The organism is Aeromonas sp. FDAARGOS 1402 (assembly GCF_019046925.1).
Lineage (GTDB): Bacteria > Pseudomonadota > Gammaproteobacteria > Enterobacterales > Aeromonadaceae > Aeromonas > Aeromonas caviae.
The window spans coordinates 4,022,865-4,036,305 of record NZ_CP077201.1 but is presented as its reverse complement, the minus strand read 5'-3'; the positions used below and the strand labels follow the sequence as shown (position 1 = coordinate 4,036,305).

General features: G+C 59.5%; 17 protein-coding genes. 14 read left to right on the top strand and 3 right to left on the bottom strand.

Translation table 11 applies throughout. The annotated features are described in order from the left end of the window. The first annotated feature begins 94 nt into the window (after positions 1–94). The gene (locus I6L32_RS18935) at positions 95–859 is read left to right on the top strand and encodes a hypothetical protein (RefSeq protein ID WP_010675007.1); all 765 of its coding nucleotides are present in this window, start codon (positions 95–97) and stop codon (positions 857–859) included. Further along, positions 853–1,407 carry a VOC family protein gene (locus I6L32_RS18930; RefSeq protein WP_069785134.1) on the top strand — a complete coding sequence of 185 codons (555 nt, stop codon included), beginning with the start codon at positions 853–855 and terminating at the stop codon, positions 1,405–1,407. The genes I6L32_RS18935 and I6L32_RS18930 overlap by 7 nt, the downstream gene beginning before the upstream one ends. Here the strand turns inward: I6L32_RS18930 and I6L32_RS18925 are convergent. Then, positions 1,392–2,645 carry an MFS transporter gene (locus tag I6L32_RS18925; protein ID WP_069785133.1) on the bottom strand — a complete coding sequence of 418 codons (1,254 nt, stop codon included), beginning with the start codon at positions 2,643–2,645 and terminating at the stop codon, positions 1,392–1,394. The genes I6L32_RS18930 and I6L32_RS18925 overlap by 16 nt on opposite strands. Positions 2,646–2,738: 93 nt before the next feature. Between I6L32_RS18925 and I6L32_RS18920 the strand changes: the two genes are divergently transcribed. After that, a complete protein-coding gene (locus tag I6L32_RS18920; protein WP_069785132.1) occupies positions 2,739–3,641 on the top strand; it encodes a LysR family transcriptional regulator in 903 nt (300 codons plus the stop codon). A 66-nt stretch (positions 3,642–3,707) separates the two neighbouring features. Here I6L32_RS18920 and ribA read toward each other — a convergent pair whose 3' ends face one another. Next, positions 3,708–4,301: a GTP cyclohydrolase II gene (gene ribA / locus I6L32_RS18915; protein WP_010675003.1), complete on the bottom strand. Its 594-nt coding sequence runs from the start codon at positions 4,299–4,301 to the stop codon at positions 3,708–3,710. 263 nt (positions 4,302–4,564) lie between these two features. Between ribA and cmk the strand changes: the two genes are divergently transcribed. The 6 genes from cmk (at position 4,565) to pyrF (ending at position 9,835) form a co-directional block, all read left to right on the top strand. After that, a complete protein-coding gene (gene cmk / locus I6L32_RS18910; protein WP_041215039.1) occupies positions 4,565–5,257 on the top strand; it encodes a (d)CMP kinase in 693 nt (230 codons plus the stop codon). Positions 5,258–5,350: 93 nt separating this feature from the next. Next, on the top strand, positions 5,351–7,021 hold the full coding sequence (gene rpsA / locus I6L32_RS18905) for a 30S ribosomal protein S1 (protein ID WP_010675001.1): 1,671 nt from the start codon (positions 5,351–5,353) through the stop codon (positions 7,019–7,021). 92 nt (positions 7,022–7,113) lie between these two features. Beyond that, complete coding sequence (ihfB, locus tag I6L32_RS18900) at positions 7,114–7,398, top strand: integration host factor subunit beta (RefSeq protein ID WP_005299934.1); 285 nt, start codon at positions 7,114–7,116, stop codon at positions 7,396–7,398. 156 nt (positions 7,399–7,554) lie between these two features. After that, a complete protein-coding gene (locus I6L32_RS18895) occupies positions 7,555–7,839 on the top strand; it encodes a LapA family protein (protein ID WP_042016623.1) in 285 nt (94 codons plus the stop codon). Between the two features lie 9 nt (positions 7,840–7,848). Continuing rightward, positions 7,849–9,015 carry a lipopolysaccharide assembly protein LapB gene (gene lapB / locus I6L32_RS18890; RefSeq protein ID WP_103260269.1) on the top strand — a complete coding sequence of 389 codons (1,167 nt, stop codon included), beginning with the start codon at positions 7,849–7,851 and terminating at the stop codon, positions 9,013–9,015. Positions 9,016–9,136: 121 nt separating this feature from the next. Beyond that, a complete protein-coding gene (gene pyrF / locus I6L32_RS18885) occupies positions 9,137–9,835 on the top strand; it encodes an orotidine-5'-phosphate decarboxylase (protein ID WP_216944344.1) in 699 nt (232 codons plus the stop codon). Positions 9,836–9,921: 86 nt separating this feature from the next. Here pyrF and rrtA read toward each other — a convergent pair whose 3' ends face one another. Further along, on the bottom strand, positions 9,922–10,500 hold the full coding sequence (gene rrtA, locus I6L32_RS18880) for a rhombosortase (protein WP_223937785.1): 579 nt from the start codon (positions 10,498–10,500) through the stop codon (positions 9,922–9,924). Here rrtA and I6L32_RS18875 point away from each other — a divergent pair. From I6L32_RS18875 to I6L32_RS18855, 5 genes are all read left to right on the top strand, one after another. After that, positions 10,466–11,119 carry a tRNA-uridine aminocarboxypropyltransferase gene (locus I6L32_RS18875; RefSeq protein ID WP_193758484.1) on the top strand — a complete coding sequence of 218 codons (654 nt, stop codon included), beginning with the start codon at positions 10,466–10,468 and terminating at the stop codon, positions 11,117–11,119. The two genes, rrtA and I6L32_RS18875, sit on opposite strands and share 35 nt — an antisense overlap. A 22-nt stretch (positions 11,120–11,141) precedes the next feature. Continuing rightward, a complete protein-coding gene (gene queC / locus I6L32_RS18870) occupies positions 11,142–11,849 on the top strand; it encodes a 7-cyano-7-deazaguanine synthase QueC (protein WP_216944343.1) in 708 nt (235 codons plus the stop codon). 61 nt (positions 11,850–11,910) lie between these two features. Then, complete coding sequence (queE, locus tag I6L32_RS18865; protein ID WP_010674994.1) at positions 11,911–12,582, top strand: 7-carboxy-7-deazaguanine synthase QueE; 672 nt, start codon at positions 11,911–11,913, stop codon at positions 12,580–12,582. A gap of 1 nt (position 12,583) precedes the next feature. Beyond that, positions 12,584–12,814, top strand: coding sequence for a DUF3820 family protein (locus tag I6L32_RS18860; RefSeq protein ID WP_039038687.1), 231 nt, complete (start codon positions 12,584–12,586; stop codon positions 12,812–12,814). Next, positions 12,811–13,374: a cob(I)yrinic acid a,c-diamide adenosyltransferase gene (locus I6L32_RS18855; RefSeq protein WP_045524470.1), complete on the top strand. Its 564-nt coding sequence runs from the start codon at positions 12,811–12,813 to the stop codon at positions 13,372–13,374. Before I6L32_RS18860 ends, I6L32_RS18855 begins: the two co-directional genes overlap by 4 nt. Positions 13,375–13,441: the final 67 nt, after the last annotated feature.

Here is a 13,441-nt window from a genome sequence, read left to right as displayed (position 1 = left end):
TCTTGTGAGGCAATACGGGATCTGGGCGCTACCCTATGAGGCTAAGCTGTTGTAGGATCTCGCAATTGGATTGGGACTGGAGTGTGAACACCCTATGATTTTAACCCTGATATTGCTGTCAATCGGCGCACTCCTGTTTCTGGTCATCGCCTATAACGTGGTGCAGCAATACAAGCAGAAGGCCGAATCGGACAAGCGCCAGGCCATTGCCCGTCACAAGGCGGTGGCAGACGAGACCGAAGAGGTGTTGCTGAACGTCAACCTGGTGCCCTTTTCCAAAAACATGGTGCTGCTGTTGCAACATCGCATCCTGGATGCCTACCGCGCCATCGCGCTGGTGATGCCCAATGCGCAGGTCAAGCAGCGCATCGCCGACGTCCAGCTCCAGATCAAGAACGTGCAGGAGAACTACAGCAGCCAGGACGAGGGGCATTTCAAGACGCCGGAGTCCGACCGCCAGGCCATCCAGATGCTGCAACTGGCCAAGAAGATGCGGGCCGTGCTGCGGGTCGAGCACAACAAGGGCAAGATAGATCCCCAGGGCTTTGCCCAGGAGGATCGCCGCCTCGAGCTGATGCAGCTCAAGATCAACATCGCCAACCTGCTCAAGCGTGCCATGGATGCCCAGATCCAGGGGCAGTACGGCACCTGCCGCCAGCTCTACACCAAGGGGCTGGGGGCGCTGGCCAATGTCACCGACAAGGATCCCTACCTGCTGGCGCGGGAAGAGGACATGCGTCAGGGGATGCGCCAGCTGGAAGAACACCTGCAGCAGCACAGCGAGAAGGAGCTGCAAAACATCAAGGACAAAGAGACGGACGAACTGGACGTCCTGTTCCAACCCAAGAAGAAATGGTGATCATGTCACATCCCCTGGATTCCACACTGGGGCCCATGGCCCCATTTATTTGTCAACTGCTCACGGAAATGCAGGCCGTCATGGGAGTCAATGGCTCCCCCGTGGTGGATCACCTCTGCTACCGCGCCGCCACCCTGCCGGAATATCTGGAGTTGAAAGCGGTGCTGGCCGCCCACGGAGTCTTGCTGGTGGAGGGGATGATAGGCGGTCGTCCCATCGCCACCTATCGCTTGCACCAGCCTGTCTGCTGGGAGCAGGTGACCGTCCCCTGCATCGAACTGGCCGCCCCCAAGGCGGGCCGACGCCATCAGGCCGGGCTCGAACATATCGAGCTGGTGGTGCCCTCGCTCACGGCCTTGGTGGCGACGCATCCCGATGTCCCCTTCAAGACCGGCAACATCGATGACGGACGCAACCCGGATATAGGATTGATGCTGCCTTCTGGGCAGATCAAGTTTCATCTGCGCTCGCTTGACGAGGTGATAGATGAAGAGCTCTGTACCGGCGCCGTAGTGCCGGTACCGGCGGACTATTATGACGGTCTGTGAGGGGAGGGCCCGTTGACGGGAGCCTGACCCTGTGGCGTCAACGCACAAGCGGGCGCCACACGTCCTTTCAAGTGACCGAGCCAGAGGCTCAACCCCGCGGTGATCATCAACACCAGCTCGATGCCGAGTACCAGACCCCAGAGCCCCCCCTGCTCCCAGAAGGGATGCAGATAAAGCCCGCCCAGACTGGCTCCCAGGTAGTATCCCACCAGATAGAGCGACGAGGCGAGCGCCCGGTTGTGCTCCACGTGCTGGCCGACCCAGGCGCTGGCGCAGGCGTGGGCCAGGAAGAAGCCGAAGCTCGAGACAAGCAATCCCCCGATGATGGCGACAAGGCTCCCCTGCAGCAGGGCCAGACTGCCGAGTGCCATCAAGGTTATTCCCGCCAGCAGCAGACGATGTGCTCCCCAGCGATGGGCCCCGCGGCCGCTCAGTGAAGAGGCGACGGTGCCGGTGAGGTAGGTCAGAAACAGCATGCCGAGCCACTGGGTCGGCAGGGAGAAGGGGGCCTTGGCCAGCAGGAAGGTGAGATAGCTGTACTGATTCAGGAAGACCATGAAGTTGAGGCCGCCGATGAGATAGGCCCCCACCAGCAGGGGGTTGCCAAGGTGACTCTGGATGGCGCGGCGCAGTTGCCCAGGCGCTGCCTCCACGGCCACGAAGCAGCGCTGGGCGGGCAGCAGCCAGATGACCAGTGGCAGCAGGGCGAGGCTGATGATCCCGATACCGAGGAAGGTGTGCTGCCAGTCACCAAACCAGCCAGCCAGCAGACCGCCGACCACCCGGCCCGCGATGCCCCCCAGGGAGTTGGCCGCGATATAGACGCCGACGGCTACGATGAGGGCACGTTTGCTGAACTCTTCCCCCATGTAGGCAATGGCGGTGGCGGGCAGCCCTGCCAGCAGGACGCCTTGCAGGATGCGCAGGCTCACCAGCACATCAAAGTGGGTGACCCAGGGGATGCACAGGGAGAGCAGGATGGCGGCCGCCAGGGTCCACAGCATGACCCGCCGCCGTCCGAACCGATCAGCCAGACGGGCACAGACGAGCAGGGAGCCTGCAAGCCCTGCGGTGCAGCCTGCCAGCGTCCAGCTGGCGGACAGGGCGCTTACGGAGAAAACCTCTGCCAGGAGCGGCAGCAGGGGATGGGTCTGGTAGAGATTGAGGAATACCAAGAAGGAGCCCAGGCTGAGGGCCAGGGTGACGCGTATCCATTCGCGACTGCCTACTTCGATCATATGGAGTTGTCCCGACGACTTTTGTGCAGGGTAGTGCGACGAAACGTATAAATATAATATATTTAAGTTATTACCCTGATAAATGAAATTGATATGGATCTGAAACAGCTCGGATACCTGCTGGCGGTGCGCGATGCCGGCTCCTTCACCAGGGCGGCCCAGGGGCTGAACGTGGCCCAGCCTGCCGTCAGCATGGCCATCGCCAAGCTGGAGCAGCAGCTCGATCTGCGGCTGTTTGACCGGCAGGACCGCAGCGTGCGCCTCACCCCGGAGGGAGAGGTCCTCTGCCGCCACGCCGAACGGCTGCTGCGCCAGATGCATCAGGCCGAGGCTGAGATGGCCGAGCTCAAGGGGCTGGAGCGGGGGGAGGTGCGCATCGGCATCCCCTACATGATGGGCTCCTATTACTTCCCGCCAATCCTGATGGCGTTCAAGCATCGCTACCCCGGTTTGAAGATCCGGGTGGAGGAGGCGGGAACCCGGGAGCTGCTCAGCCGCATGGTGGATGGCAGTCTGGATCTCGCCATCCTCATCACCAGCGATCTGCCACCGGCCCTCGAGGGGGCGCAACTGCTGCGGGAAGAGATGCTGATGGTGGTGGGGGAGGAGCACCCCCTGCGCGGCGCTGCGTCGGTCTCGCTGCCACAGTTCTTCGGCCAGGAGCTCGCCATGTTCCGGCGAGGCTTCTACCACAGGGAACACATGGAGGTGTTGGCGCAGGGGCTGGGGGTTGAGCCTGACATCGCGTTCGAAAGCAATCTCATCCCGCTGCTCAAGGCGGTGGTGCGTCAGGGATTCGCCGTGACGACCTTCCTGCGCATGGCGCTGGAAGAGGAGCCGGCCCTCACCGGCATCCCTTTTTCACCCCCCATCTTCCTGGATCTCTGCGTAGCCTGGCGACGGGGGGATCCGCTCTCCATGGCGAACCGGGCATTGCGGGATTTTTTGCTGGCACAAGGGGATGCGTCTCACCATTGCGCTACAGATACTCAATGATTGAGTGGTATCACCAATAAAAACGCCTCCAATCTGGAGGCGTATGCTGACAAGGTGGATGCAACCTTATTTCTTGAACAGGTGATCCAGCTTGTTTGCCTTGGTGGAGAGATAAAACTCGTTGTGGGGATTGCGACCTTCCTGAAGGGGCACGCGCTCCGCCACCGGGATGCCAAAAGATTCCATCGCCTTCAACTTGCGCGGGTTGTTGGTCATCAGGCGCAGGGATTTGACCTCGAGCGCCTTGAGCATGTCGGCACAGATGGTGTAGTCGCGCATGTCGGCGGCAAAGCCAAGCGCCACGTTGGCCTCCACGGTATCGGCCCCCTGATCCTGCAGATGATAGGCCCGGATCTTGTTGAGCAAGCCGATGCCTCGCCCTTCCTGACGGACATACAGCAGGACGCCGCGGCCCGCCTTGGCGATGTTTTCCAGCGCGGCCTGCAATTGGAAGCCGCAGTCACAACGCAGACTGAACAGGGCATCCCCGGTCAGACACTCGGAATGAATGCGTCCCAGCACGGGTTCGCCGTCTGCGATATCGCCCATCACCAGCGCGGCATGATCCTTGCCGGTGCCGGTTTCCTGAAAACCAACCAGCGTGAAAGTGCCCCAGGGGGTCGGCAACTTGGATTTGGCCACGAGGGTAACGCTGCTCATATGGTTGCTCCTGACTACAGCTGCTTAAAAAAGGGCGGCCAGTTTAGCGCGCATTGTTCGGAACAACCATAAGAACAAAACCTTGCGTGAGAAGTGGGTTAACCCGATTGGTCAGAATAGGTGCAATCACGACGACTTTTGCGCAATTGTGTGCCCTGACAACTGCCAGCGACGGCGCATTCGGGTATAATCGGCGCCCATTAACCCATCCCGACAGGGATGTGTGCAACCAGTCAAGATGCCGAGTGCGCAGGAGAAACGTTATGGCTCAGATGGCCCCCGTGATGACTATTGATGGCCCAAGTGGAGCAGGAAAAGGCACTTTGTGCCAGTTGCTGGCTGAAAAACTGGGCTGGCACCTGCTCGATTCCGGTGCCATCTACCGGGTGCTCTCCCTGGCAGCCCTGCATCACGATGTGGAGCTCGATTCCGAAGCAGCATTGGTTCCCCTGGCCGCCAATCTGGATGTGCAATTCCAGGTAGAAGGGGAGCTGGTCAAGGTGATCCTCGAAGGGGAGGATGTTTCCCGCACCATTCGTACTGAAGAAGTGGGCAACGCGGCCAGCAAAATCGCGGCGTTTCCCCGGGTACGTGAAGCCCTGCTGCGTCGCCAGCGAGCATTTCGCCAAGCCCCCGGTCTCATCGCCGACGGTCGCGACATGGGTACAGTGGTTTTCCCCGAGGCGGATGTGAAGATTTTCCTCGACGCCAGCGCCGAGGAGCGGGCCCAGCGCCGCTATAAGCAGTTGCAAGATAAGGGCTTTGATGTTAACTTTGAGCGTCTTTTAACCGAGATTCGGGAACGTGACGATCGCGACAGAAATCGCGCCGTCGCTCCCCTGAAACCCGCGGAAGATGCTCTTGTTGTAGACTCAACGTCCATGACCATAGATGAAGTGCTGGCAACGGTGCTTGCCTATGCAGAGCAACAACTTGGTGATGTCAGCGCAAACTGATGTCAGTCGTCTGCACCAAGGATGGCGCAGATAATTTAAAACAACCCCGCTTGTGCCGGATTGCAAGTGGATGTTTCATTTGTGACATAAACAATGATCGAATCTTTTGCTCAACTCTTTGAAGAGTCCCTGAACGCCGTTGAAACCCGTCAAGGTTCCATCGTCAAGGGCACTGTCGTTGCTATCGAGAACGGTTTCGTACTGGTTGATGCCGGTCTGAAATCCGAGTCTGCTATCCCGGCTGAAGAATTCAAGAACGCCATGGGCGAGCTGGAAATCAACGTAGGTGACTCCGTTGACGTGGCTCTGGACTCTATCGAAGATGGTTTCGGCGAAACCAAGCTGTCCCGCGAAAAAGCCAAGCGCCACGAAGCCTGGCTGCAGCTTGAAAAAGCTTACGAAGAGCAAGCTACCGTTATCGGTATCATCAACGGCAAGGTCAAGGGTGGTTTCACCGTTGAACTGAACGGCATCCGTGCCTTCCTGCCGGGTTCTCTGGTTGACGTGCGTCCGATCCGTGACACCGCTCACCTGGAAAACAAAGAACTCGAGTTCAAAGTCATCAAGCTGGACCAGAAGCGCAACAACGTTGTTGTTTCCCGTCGTGCCGTGATCGAGACCGAGAACACCTCCGAGCGTGAAAGCCTGCTGGCCAACCTGCAAGAAGGTCAAGAAGTTAAGGGTATCGTCAAGAACCTGACCGACTACGGTGCATTCGTAGATCTGGGCGGTGTTGACGGCCTGCTGCACATCACCGACATGGCGTGGAAGCGCGTTAAGCATCCTTCCGAAATCGTCAACGTTGGCGACGAGATCGCTGTCAAGGTTCTGAAGTTCGACCGCGAGCGTACCCGTGTATCCCTGGGCCTGAAGCAGCTGGGCGAAGATCCCTGGGTTGCTATCGCCAAGCGTTACCCGGAGACCACCCGTCTGTCTGGCCGCGTGACCAACCTGACCGACTACGGCTGCTTCGTTGAAATCGAAGAAGGCGTTGAAGGCCTGGTACACGTATCCGAGATGGATTGGACCAACAAGAACATCCACCCGTCCAAGGTTGTTAACGTTGGTGACGTGGTTGACGTGATGGTTCTGGACATCGACGAAGAGCGTCGTCGTATCTCCCTGGGTCTGAAGCAGTGCAAATCCAACCCGTGGCAGCTGTTTGCCGAAACTCACGCCAAGGGCGACCGTGTTTCCGGCAAGATCAAGTCCATCACTGACTTCGGTATCTTCATCGGTCTGGATGGCGGCATCGACGGCCTGGTTCACCTGTCTGACATCTCCTGGAACAACCAGGGCGAAGAAGCCGTGCGTGAATTCAAGAAGGGCGACGAGATCGAAGCCGTTGTTCTGCAAGTGGACCCGGAGCGTGAGCGCATCTCCCTGGGCGTCAAGCAGATCGAAGAAGACCCGTTCAATAAGTACCTGTCTGACAACAAGAAAGGTGCTATTGTGAAGGGCAAGGTTACCGAGGTTGATGCCAAGGGTGCCGTGATCGAACTGGCTGACGGCGTAGAAGGCTACCTGCGTGCCTCCGACGCTGCTCGTGACCGCGTAGAAGACGCCACTCTGGTGCTGTCTGTTGGTGACGAAGTTGAAGCCAAATTCATGGGCGTTGATCGCAAGAACCGCACCGTGAGCCTGTCTGTCCGTGCCAAGGACGAGGCTGACGAGCGTGTCGCCATCGACAGCCTGAACCAACAAGAAGAAGTTGTGTTCAGCAATGCCATGATGGAAGCGTTCAAAGCCGCCAAGGGTGAGTAATCCTTGATGCAAGAAAAGGGCGGCATTGCGCCGCCCTTTTTTATCTTGGCAAAATGATTATTGCATGTGATCGGGGAAGGAGATTTAACCTTATGACCAAATCAGATCTCATCGAACAACTGGCAGCCAGCCGCATGCATATGCCGGCCAAGGATGTCGAAGCCGCAATCAAGGAGATCCTTGAGCAGATGGCATCGACCTTGCAAAACGGCGACCGGATTGAAATCCGAGGATTTGGCAGTTTCTCGCTGCACTATCGTGCGCCCCGCGTGGGTCGCAACCCCAAGACCGGGGACAAGGTTGAACTGACCGGGAAATATGTCCCGCACTTCAAACCTGGCAAAGAGTTGCGCGAACGCGTCAACATCATCGAATAATGCAGAAAACGGCATACCTGAGTATGCCTTTTTTATTTTTATGTTCTGGAGTCTGCCCGTTGTCGGGTTTCTCACACTCTTTTCCCATTCGCGCTAGAGTCTGCCTGTGATTTTAAGGATAATCAGTCACTCATTCGCTACAGACAGGGAGCTCCCATGAAGCGTATCTTGGCCCTCATTCCACTGGTGCTGGTGTTTGTCCTGACCCTTGCCATCGGTTCTCAAAATGGTCAGCTGGTGCAGTTCAACTACTTGATCGCCCAGGGGGAGTTCTCGCTCTCCATGTTGTTGGGGTTCTTCTTCGCCGGCGGCTTTCTGCTGGGCTGGCTGGTGTTTGGCCTGCTGTTCCTGCGTCTCAAACTGCAAAATCGCACCCTGAACCGAACCATGCGTCGTCAATCTCGCGAGTTGGAGCTTGCCCGGTCGACAGCCAAGGAATAATGTCCCTCAATGCTTGAACTGCTTTTCCTGCTGTTGCCCATCGCCGCCGGTTATGGCTGGTACATGGGCCGCAGGAGTGTTCGCCAGGACACCCAGCAACAGAGTAACCAGTTTTCCCGTCAGTACGTGGCGGGCCTCAACTATTTGCTCTCTGACGAGTCGGACAAGGCGGTGGATCTCTTTATCCAGCTGCTGGAAGTCGACAGCGAAACCATCGAAACCCACCTCTCCCTCGGCAACCTGTTCCGTCAACGGGGCGAGGTCGATCGCGCCATCAAGATCCACCAGAACCTGGTCGCCCGTCAGCTGACCCGTGAGCAGCGTCAGCTTGCCTTGCAGGAGCTGGCCCGTGACTTTCTGGCTGCCGGCTTGCTCGATCGGGCCGAAGCACTCTGGAAAGAGCTGTGTGATGACAGCGATTTCGAAGAGACGGCTCTGGCACAGCTCCTGATCATTCATCAGCAGTTGCGTGACTGGGACAATGCCATCGCCGTGGCGGTGCGTCTGCAGAAATTCCAGGGCAAGAAGCTGGCCGAGCCCATTTCCCACTTCTATTGCGAACAGGCGGAGAGTGCCTTGCGCGATGGCGACAAGCCTGCGGGGATCGCCAAGCTCAAGCGTGCGCTCGGTGCCCACCCGGCCTGTGCCCGCGCCAGCTTGCGGCTGGCCGATCTGGCGATGGAGGAGGGCAGGTTCGAGGATGCGGCCAAGGAGCTCCTGCGGGTGTTCGAGCAGGACATCGACTTTGCCTCCGAAGCCATGCCAAAACTGCTTGATTGCTATCGCCAGCTTGGTCGCAGCCAGGAGCTGATCCCGCTGCTTGAAAAAGCGGTAGAGGATCATGCGGGGGTCAGCGTGACCCTGGCGCTGGCCAATCTGGTGGAGGCCCGCGATGGGTTGAGTCAGGCCCGTGCGCTGGTGCTGCGCCAACTGCGTCGCCACCCCTCCATGAAGGGGTTTTATCAGCTGGTCGGTTTCCAGTTGGCCAGTGCCGAGGAGGGGCCTGCCAAGGAGAGCCTGGAGCTGCTGCAACAGCTGGTCGGCGAGCAGATCAAGATCAAGTCGACCCACAAGTGCCGTCAGTGCGGCTTTGCCACCCATTCGCTGTTCTGGCAATGCCCTTCCTGCCGGCAGTGGGGCACCATCAAGCCGATCCGAGGGCTGGATGGGGAGTAAACGCCAGCGAGGCCAACACGCCCGGGCGAGCACGGATACCCAAGAATTTCAGATGCCAGCGTGCAACCGGGCCCCGGCTCTGCTGCGCCTGGCTGTGGCATAACAATCCATAGGAAGTGACATGCAAGACCCCAAAGTACTGGTCGCGCTGGATTATCAGCACGAAGCCGACGCCTTTGCCTTCATTGAGCAGATCTCACCGGCCCAGTGCCGCCTCAAAGTAGGCAAGGAGATGTTTACCCTGTTTGGTCCCCAGTTCGTTCGTCAACTGGTGGCCAAGGGGTTCGACGTCTTCCTGGATCTGAAATTTCACGACATTCCCAACACCGTCGCCAAGGCGGTGGCGGCCAGTGCGGAGCTGGGCGTCTGGATGGTGAATGTCCATGCCAGCGGTGGCGAACGCATGATGCGTGCCGCCAGAGAGGCGTTGCTGCCATACGGGGACAAGGCGCCCCTGCTCATCGGGGTAACCGTGCTGACCAGCATGGAGCAGTCCGACATGGCGCCCCTGGGTCTGGATGTGACGCCGGCAGAACAGGTGATCCGCCTGGCCACCCTTGCCAAGGCGGCCGGGCTGGATGGTGTGGTCTGCTCCGCGGAAGAGGCGAGTGTGCTGAAGGGGCTGCTGGGAGCCGAATTCAAGCTGGTGACGCCGGGCATTCGTCCGAGCGGATCGGCTGCCGGTGATCAGCGCCGCGTCATGACGCCGCTGGCAGCGGTGGAGGCGGGGGCGGATTATCTGGTGATCGGCCGTCCTATCACCCAGTCCTCGGATCCCGCCGCCGTGCTTGGGGTGATCAATGCCGAGCTTTGCCGGTAACGGCGTAATGGGCGAATGAGCGCAGGCCGGATCCCAGATCCGGCCTGCTGCATTTTGGCCGTGGGCTGGCCCTGCCTATAGGGAGTTCAGGAGTGGACGGCCTGGGTGTCCAGACGAATGGGGAAGAGGCCGAGCAGCAGGCCGGCGAGTGCGCCGATGAAGTGTGACTCGATGTGCACCCTGGCACCGATCAAGGCGGAGACAGGGCTCTCGCCGGCACTGTAAAAGTCCACACCGAGCTTGATGGCGACGCCCGCCAGCATCAGCCAGCCGGAGTGACGGCGAAAGCGGATGTCCTGCATGGCACCCCATACGAACAAGCCGTGCAGCAGGCCGGAGAGTCCCATGTACCACTGGGTTTGCGGGCAGCCCCACCAGATGCCGAGTCCGACCGCCGTTCCCAGCAGCAGCAACAGCACGGGCAGGCGCCATCCCGTCAGGTACTCCTGAAACAGGCTGTAGAGCACGGCCAGACCGCTCAGGTTGAGCAGCAGGTGCCATCCATTGGTGTGTGCCAGATTGCCTGTTATGATGCGCCACCCTTCGCCCTGGGCGATCAGGTCGCGATCGAAGGCGAGCTGATGATTTGGCACGGTGAAAAAGAGCAAGGCAGTGACGAGCGAAAGCGCGATGACCCAGAGCAGACCCGATTTTCCTGACAACATGAAGCAGCCCAACGACAAAGAGAGCCGATACTGTACACGCTGTACCCGGGCCCTCAAAGCGTGCCTGTGCGATTATATTCAGCGGGTGCCGAACCTGGCTGCGCTCCATATTCTGCAACACCCTGCCGAAGTAGGTCACCCCAAGGGGACGGCTGCGTTGCTGGCGGCGTCCCTGACCGATGTGCGCATCCATGTGGGAGAGGACTTTTCCGACGACGAAGGGCTCAATGCCCTGCTTGCCGACCCCGCTGTCCAGTGCTACGTGCTGTGGCCCGATGAGGAGGCCCTGACCCTGATACAGGCAAGGGAGCATCTCCTGAGGCGTGGGCGCACAGTGCGAGCCCACTTCATCCTCCTCGATGGTACCTGGCGCAAAGCCTATCGCATGTTGCACAGCTCGCCTGCACTGCTCGGGTTGCCGCGGATCACCCTCGGCGCCATTGCCGGACAATATTCCATTCGCAAGAAGCCCTTTGAGGAGGCGCTGTCCACCCTGGAAGCGGGCTACCATCTGTTGTCCCGGTGGGAAGGAGAGCCTGAGCGCTTCGCCCCGCTGATGACCCTGTTTACCCATTTGAACCGGCAGTGGCATGACTTTGCACAAGGCCGCCGCCGTTGAGTTGCCCAGAGGAGTGAAAAACATGAAAAAAGCCGTCGTGGTCTTCAGTGGCGGGCAGGACAGCACCACCTGTCTGGTGCAGGCACAGGCCCGCTATGACGAAGTGCATGCCATCACCTTCGATTACGGCCAGCGCCACCGGGCGGAGATTGACACCGCCCGCCATCTGGCGGCGGCGCTCGGGATCGCCGCCCACAAGGTAATGGATGTGACCATGCTCGGGGAGCTGGCCATCTCTGCGCTGACCCGGGACGACATACCGGTGAGCTTCGAGCTTCAGGAGAACGGCCTGCCCAACACCTTCGTGCCGGGACGCAACATCCTGTTCCTGACCCTGGCGGCCATCTATGCCTATCAGGTGGGCGCCGAAGCGGTGATCACCGGGGTGTGCGAGACCGACTTTTCCGGCTATCCCGATTGCCGCGACGACTTCGTCAAGGCGCTCAATCAGGCGGTCTCCCTGGGGCTGGATCGCCCCATCCGCTTCGAAACCCCCCTGATGTGGCTCGACAAGGCCGAAACCTGGGCGCTGGCGGATCATTACGGTCACCTCGATACCGTGCGTCACCAGACGCTCACTTGCTACAACGGTGTCCAGGGAGATGGTTGCGGGGCCTGTCCTGCCTGCGAGCTGCGTCGCCGTGGCCTGGATCACTATCTGGCTGACAAGATCGGCATCCGTGCCAGACTTTACGAGAAGAGCGGACTGGGCGAGAAAAGCGGATCCTGAGCCTGTGCCTAGCCCGGGTTTGGGGTATAATCCGCCCCTTTTGCAGCAAGTCGTGACCAAGATGCACTATCCAATCAACGAGATCTTCCAGACCATCCAGGGGGAGGGGGTATTTACCGGCCTGCCCGCCATCTTCGTTCGCCTTCAGGGCTGCCCGGTGGGCTGCCCCTGGTGCGATACCCGCCACACCTGGGTGGTGGACCCCGAGCGTGAGGTGGCCCCTGGCGAGGTGCTCGATCGTTCCAATGAGTCCGACGGCTGGAGCAAGATGAGCACGGAAGATATTCTGGCCAGCTTTACCCGGCTCGGTTACCGGGCCCGTCACGTGGTGTTGACCGGTGGTGAGCCCTGCCTCTACGACTTGCGCGAGCTCTCTTCGGCCCTGGTGGCATCGGGTTATCAGGTGCAGATCGAAACCAGCGGGACCAGCGAGGTGCTGACCCATGAGCAGACCTGGGTGACTGTTTCCCCCAAGATCGGCATGAAGGGTGGGTTGCCGGTGCTGGTCTCTGCACTGGAGCGGGCCAACGAGATCAAGCATCCGGTGGCCACCGAGCACCATATCGAGGAGCTGGATGCCCTGCTGGCCACCGCCCGGCTGCGCCCCGATGTGATGATTGCGTTGCAACCCATCAGCCAGAAAGCCAGGGCCACGGAGCTGGCCATGGCGACCTGCATCGCCCGTAACTGGCGACTCTCCATCCAGACCCATAAATACCTGAATATCGATTGATATGGATGGACTCAGCGATGAGCGCATCTTGCTGACGCTGGCCAGCAAGATGCCTTACGGAAAATACAAGGGGCGGCGCATCATCGATATTCCCGAGCCCTATCTGGTATGGATGGCGCGAAGCGGTTTTCCGGCCGGTACCTTGGGCCAGTCTCTGGCACTGGCCTACGAGATAAAGCTCAATGGACTCGAGTCCATGATTATTCCCATTATTAACAGGATGTCAGAATGAGAATATATACAAGGCAAGGGGACAAGGGGCTCACGCGACTGGCCGATGGCACTTCCCTGGCCAAAGACGATAAACGTGTCGAGACCTATGGCGCCATCGACGAGCTGAATTCCCAAATAGGCTTGTTGATGGCTGAAATACCCGCCGGGGAGACGACTCTCCTGGCCGATCTCATATTGTTGCAGCAGGAGCTGTTTGATCTGGGCGGGGAGCTGGCATTTTCCAGTGAATCGCAAACGGATGCGCTGTGGCAGGTGAACGAGGCTTGGACGAACAGGCTCGAGCAACAGATCGATGCCTACAGTGCCGGGTTGCCGGTGCTGCGCAATTTTATTTTGCCGAGCGGTTCGCGGGCGGCGGCCCAGGCACATGTGGTGCGTACCCTGACCCGTCGCTGCGAGCGCCTGCTGCTTGGGTTGAGCCGCGTAGAGCGGGTGAATCCGGCTGTTTTGCCCTATCTCAACCGGCTGAGCGACTGGTTTTTCACCATCGCCCGATACTTGCTGGTATCGTCAGGCACCCCGGAGATCCTCTGGGTCAAGGCGGCTGACAGAGGCTGACAACTGCTCGAAGCGGCAATAAAAAAACCTCGCCTTGCGAGGTTTTTTTATTGCTGTGGAAAGGGGC

Excerpts from the sequence above, each read along its gene's own strand:
- I6L32_RS18935 (WP_010675007.1), top strand. The coding sequence starts at position 95 with ATGATTTTAACCCTGATATTGCTGTCAATCGGCGCACTCCTGTTTCTG.
- I6L32_RS18930 (WP_069785134.1), top strand. The coding sequence starts at position 853 with ATGGTGATCATGTCACATCCCCTGGATTCCACACTGGGGCCCATGGCC.
- I6L32_RS18925 (WP_069785133.1), bottom strand. The coding sequence starts at position 2,645 with ATGATCGAAGTAGGCAGTCGCGAATGGATACGCGTCACCCTGGCCCTC.
- I6L32_RS18920 (WP_069785132.1), top strand. The coding sequence starts at position 2,739 with ATGGATCTGAAACAGCTCGGATACCTGCTGGCGGTGCGCGATGCCGGC.
- ribA (WP_010675003.1), bottom strand. The coding sequence starts at position 4,301 with ATGAGCAGCGTTACCCTCGTGGCCAAATCCAAGTTGCCGACCCCCTGG.
- cmk (WP_041215039.1), top strand. The coding sequence starts at position 4,565 with ATGGCTCAGATGGCCCCCGTGATGACTATTGATGGCCCAAGTGGAGCA.
- rpsA (WP_010675001.1), top strand. The coding sequence starts at position 5,351 with ATGATCGAATCTTTTGCTCAACTCTTTGAAGAGTCCCTGAACGCCGTT.
- ihfB (WP_005299934.1), top strand. The coding sequence starts at position 7,114 with ATGACCAAATCAGATCTCATCGAACAACTGGCAGCCAGCCGCATGCAT.
- I6L32_RS18895 (WP_042016623.1), top strand. The coding sequence starts at position 7,555 with ATGAAGCGTATCTTGGCCCTCATTCCACTGGTGCTGGTGTTTGTCCTG.
- lapB (WP_103260269.1), top strand. The coding sequence starts at position 7,849 with ATGCTTGAACTGCTTTTCCTGCTGTTGCCCATCGCCGCCGGTTATGGC.
- pyrF (WP_216944344.1), top strand. The coding sequence starts at position 9,137 with ATGCAAGACCCCAAAGTACTGGTCGCGCTGGATTATCAGCACGAAGCC.
- I6L32_RS18875 (WP_193758484.1), top strand. The coding sequence starts at position 10,466 with ATGACCCAGAGCAGACCCGATTTTCCTGACAACATGAAGCAGCCCAAC.
- rrtA (WP_223937785.1), bottom strand. The coding sequence starts at position 10,500 with ATGTTGTCAGGAAAATCGGGTCTGCTCTGGGTCATCGCGCTTTCGCTC.
- queC (WP_216944343.1), top strand. The coding sequence starts at position 11,142 with ATGAAAAAAGCCGTCGTGGTCTTCAGTGGCGGGCAGGACAGCACCACC.
- queE (WP_010674994.1), top strand. The coding sequence starts at position 11,911 with ATGCACTATCCAATCAACGAGATCTTCCAGACCATCCAGGGGGAGGGG.
- I6L32_RS18860 (WP_039038687.1), top strand. The coding sequence starts at position 12,584 with ATGGATGGACTCAGCGATGAGCGCATCTTGCTGACGCTGGCCAGCAAG.
- I6L32_RS18855 (WP_045524470.1), top strand. The coding sequence starts at position 12,811 with ATGAGAATATATACAAGGCAAGGGGACAAGGGGCTCACGCGACTGGCC.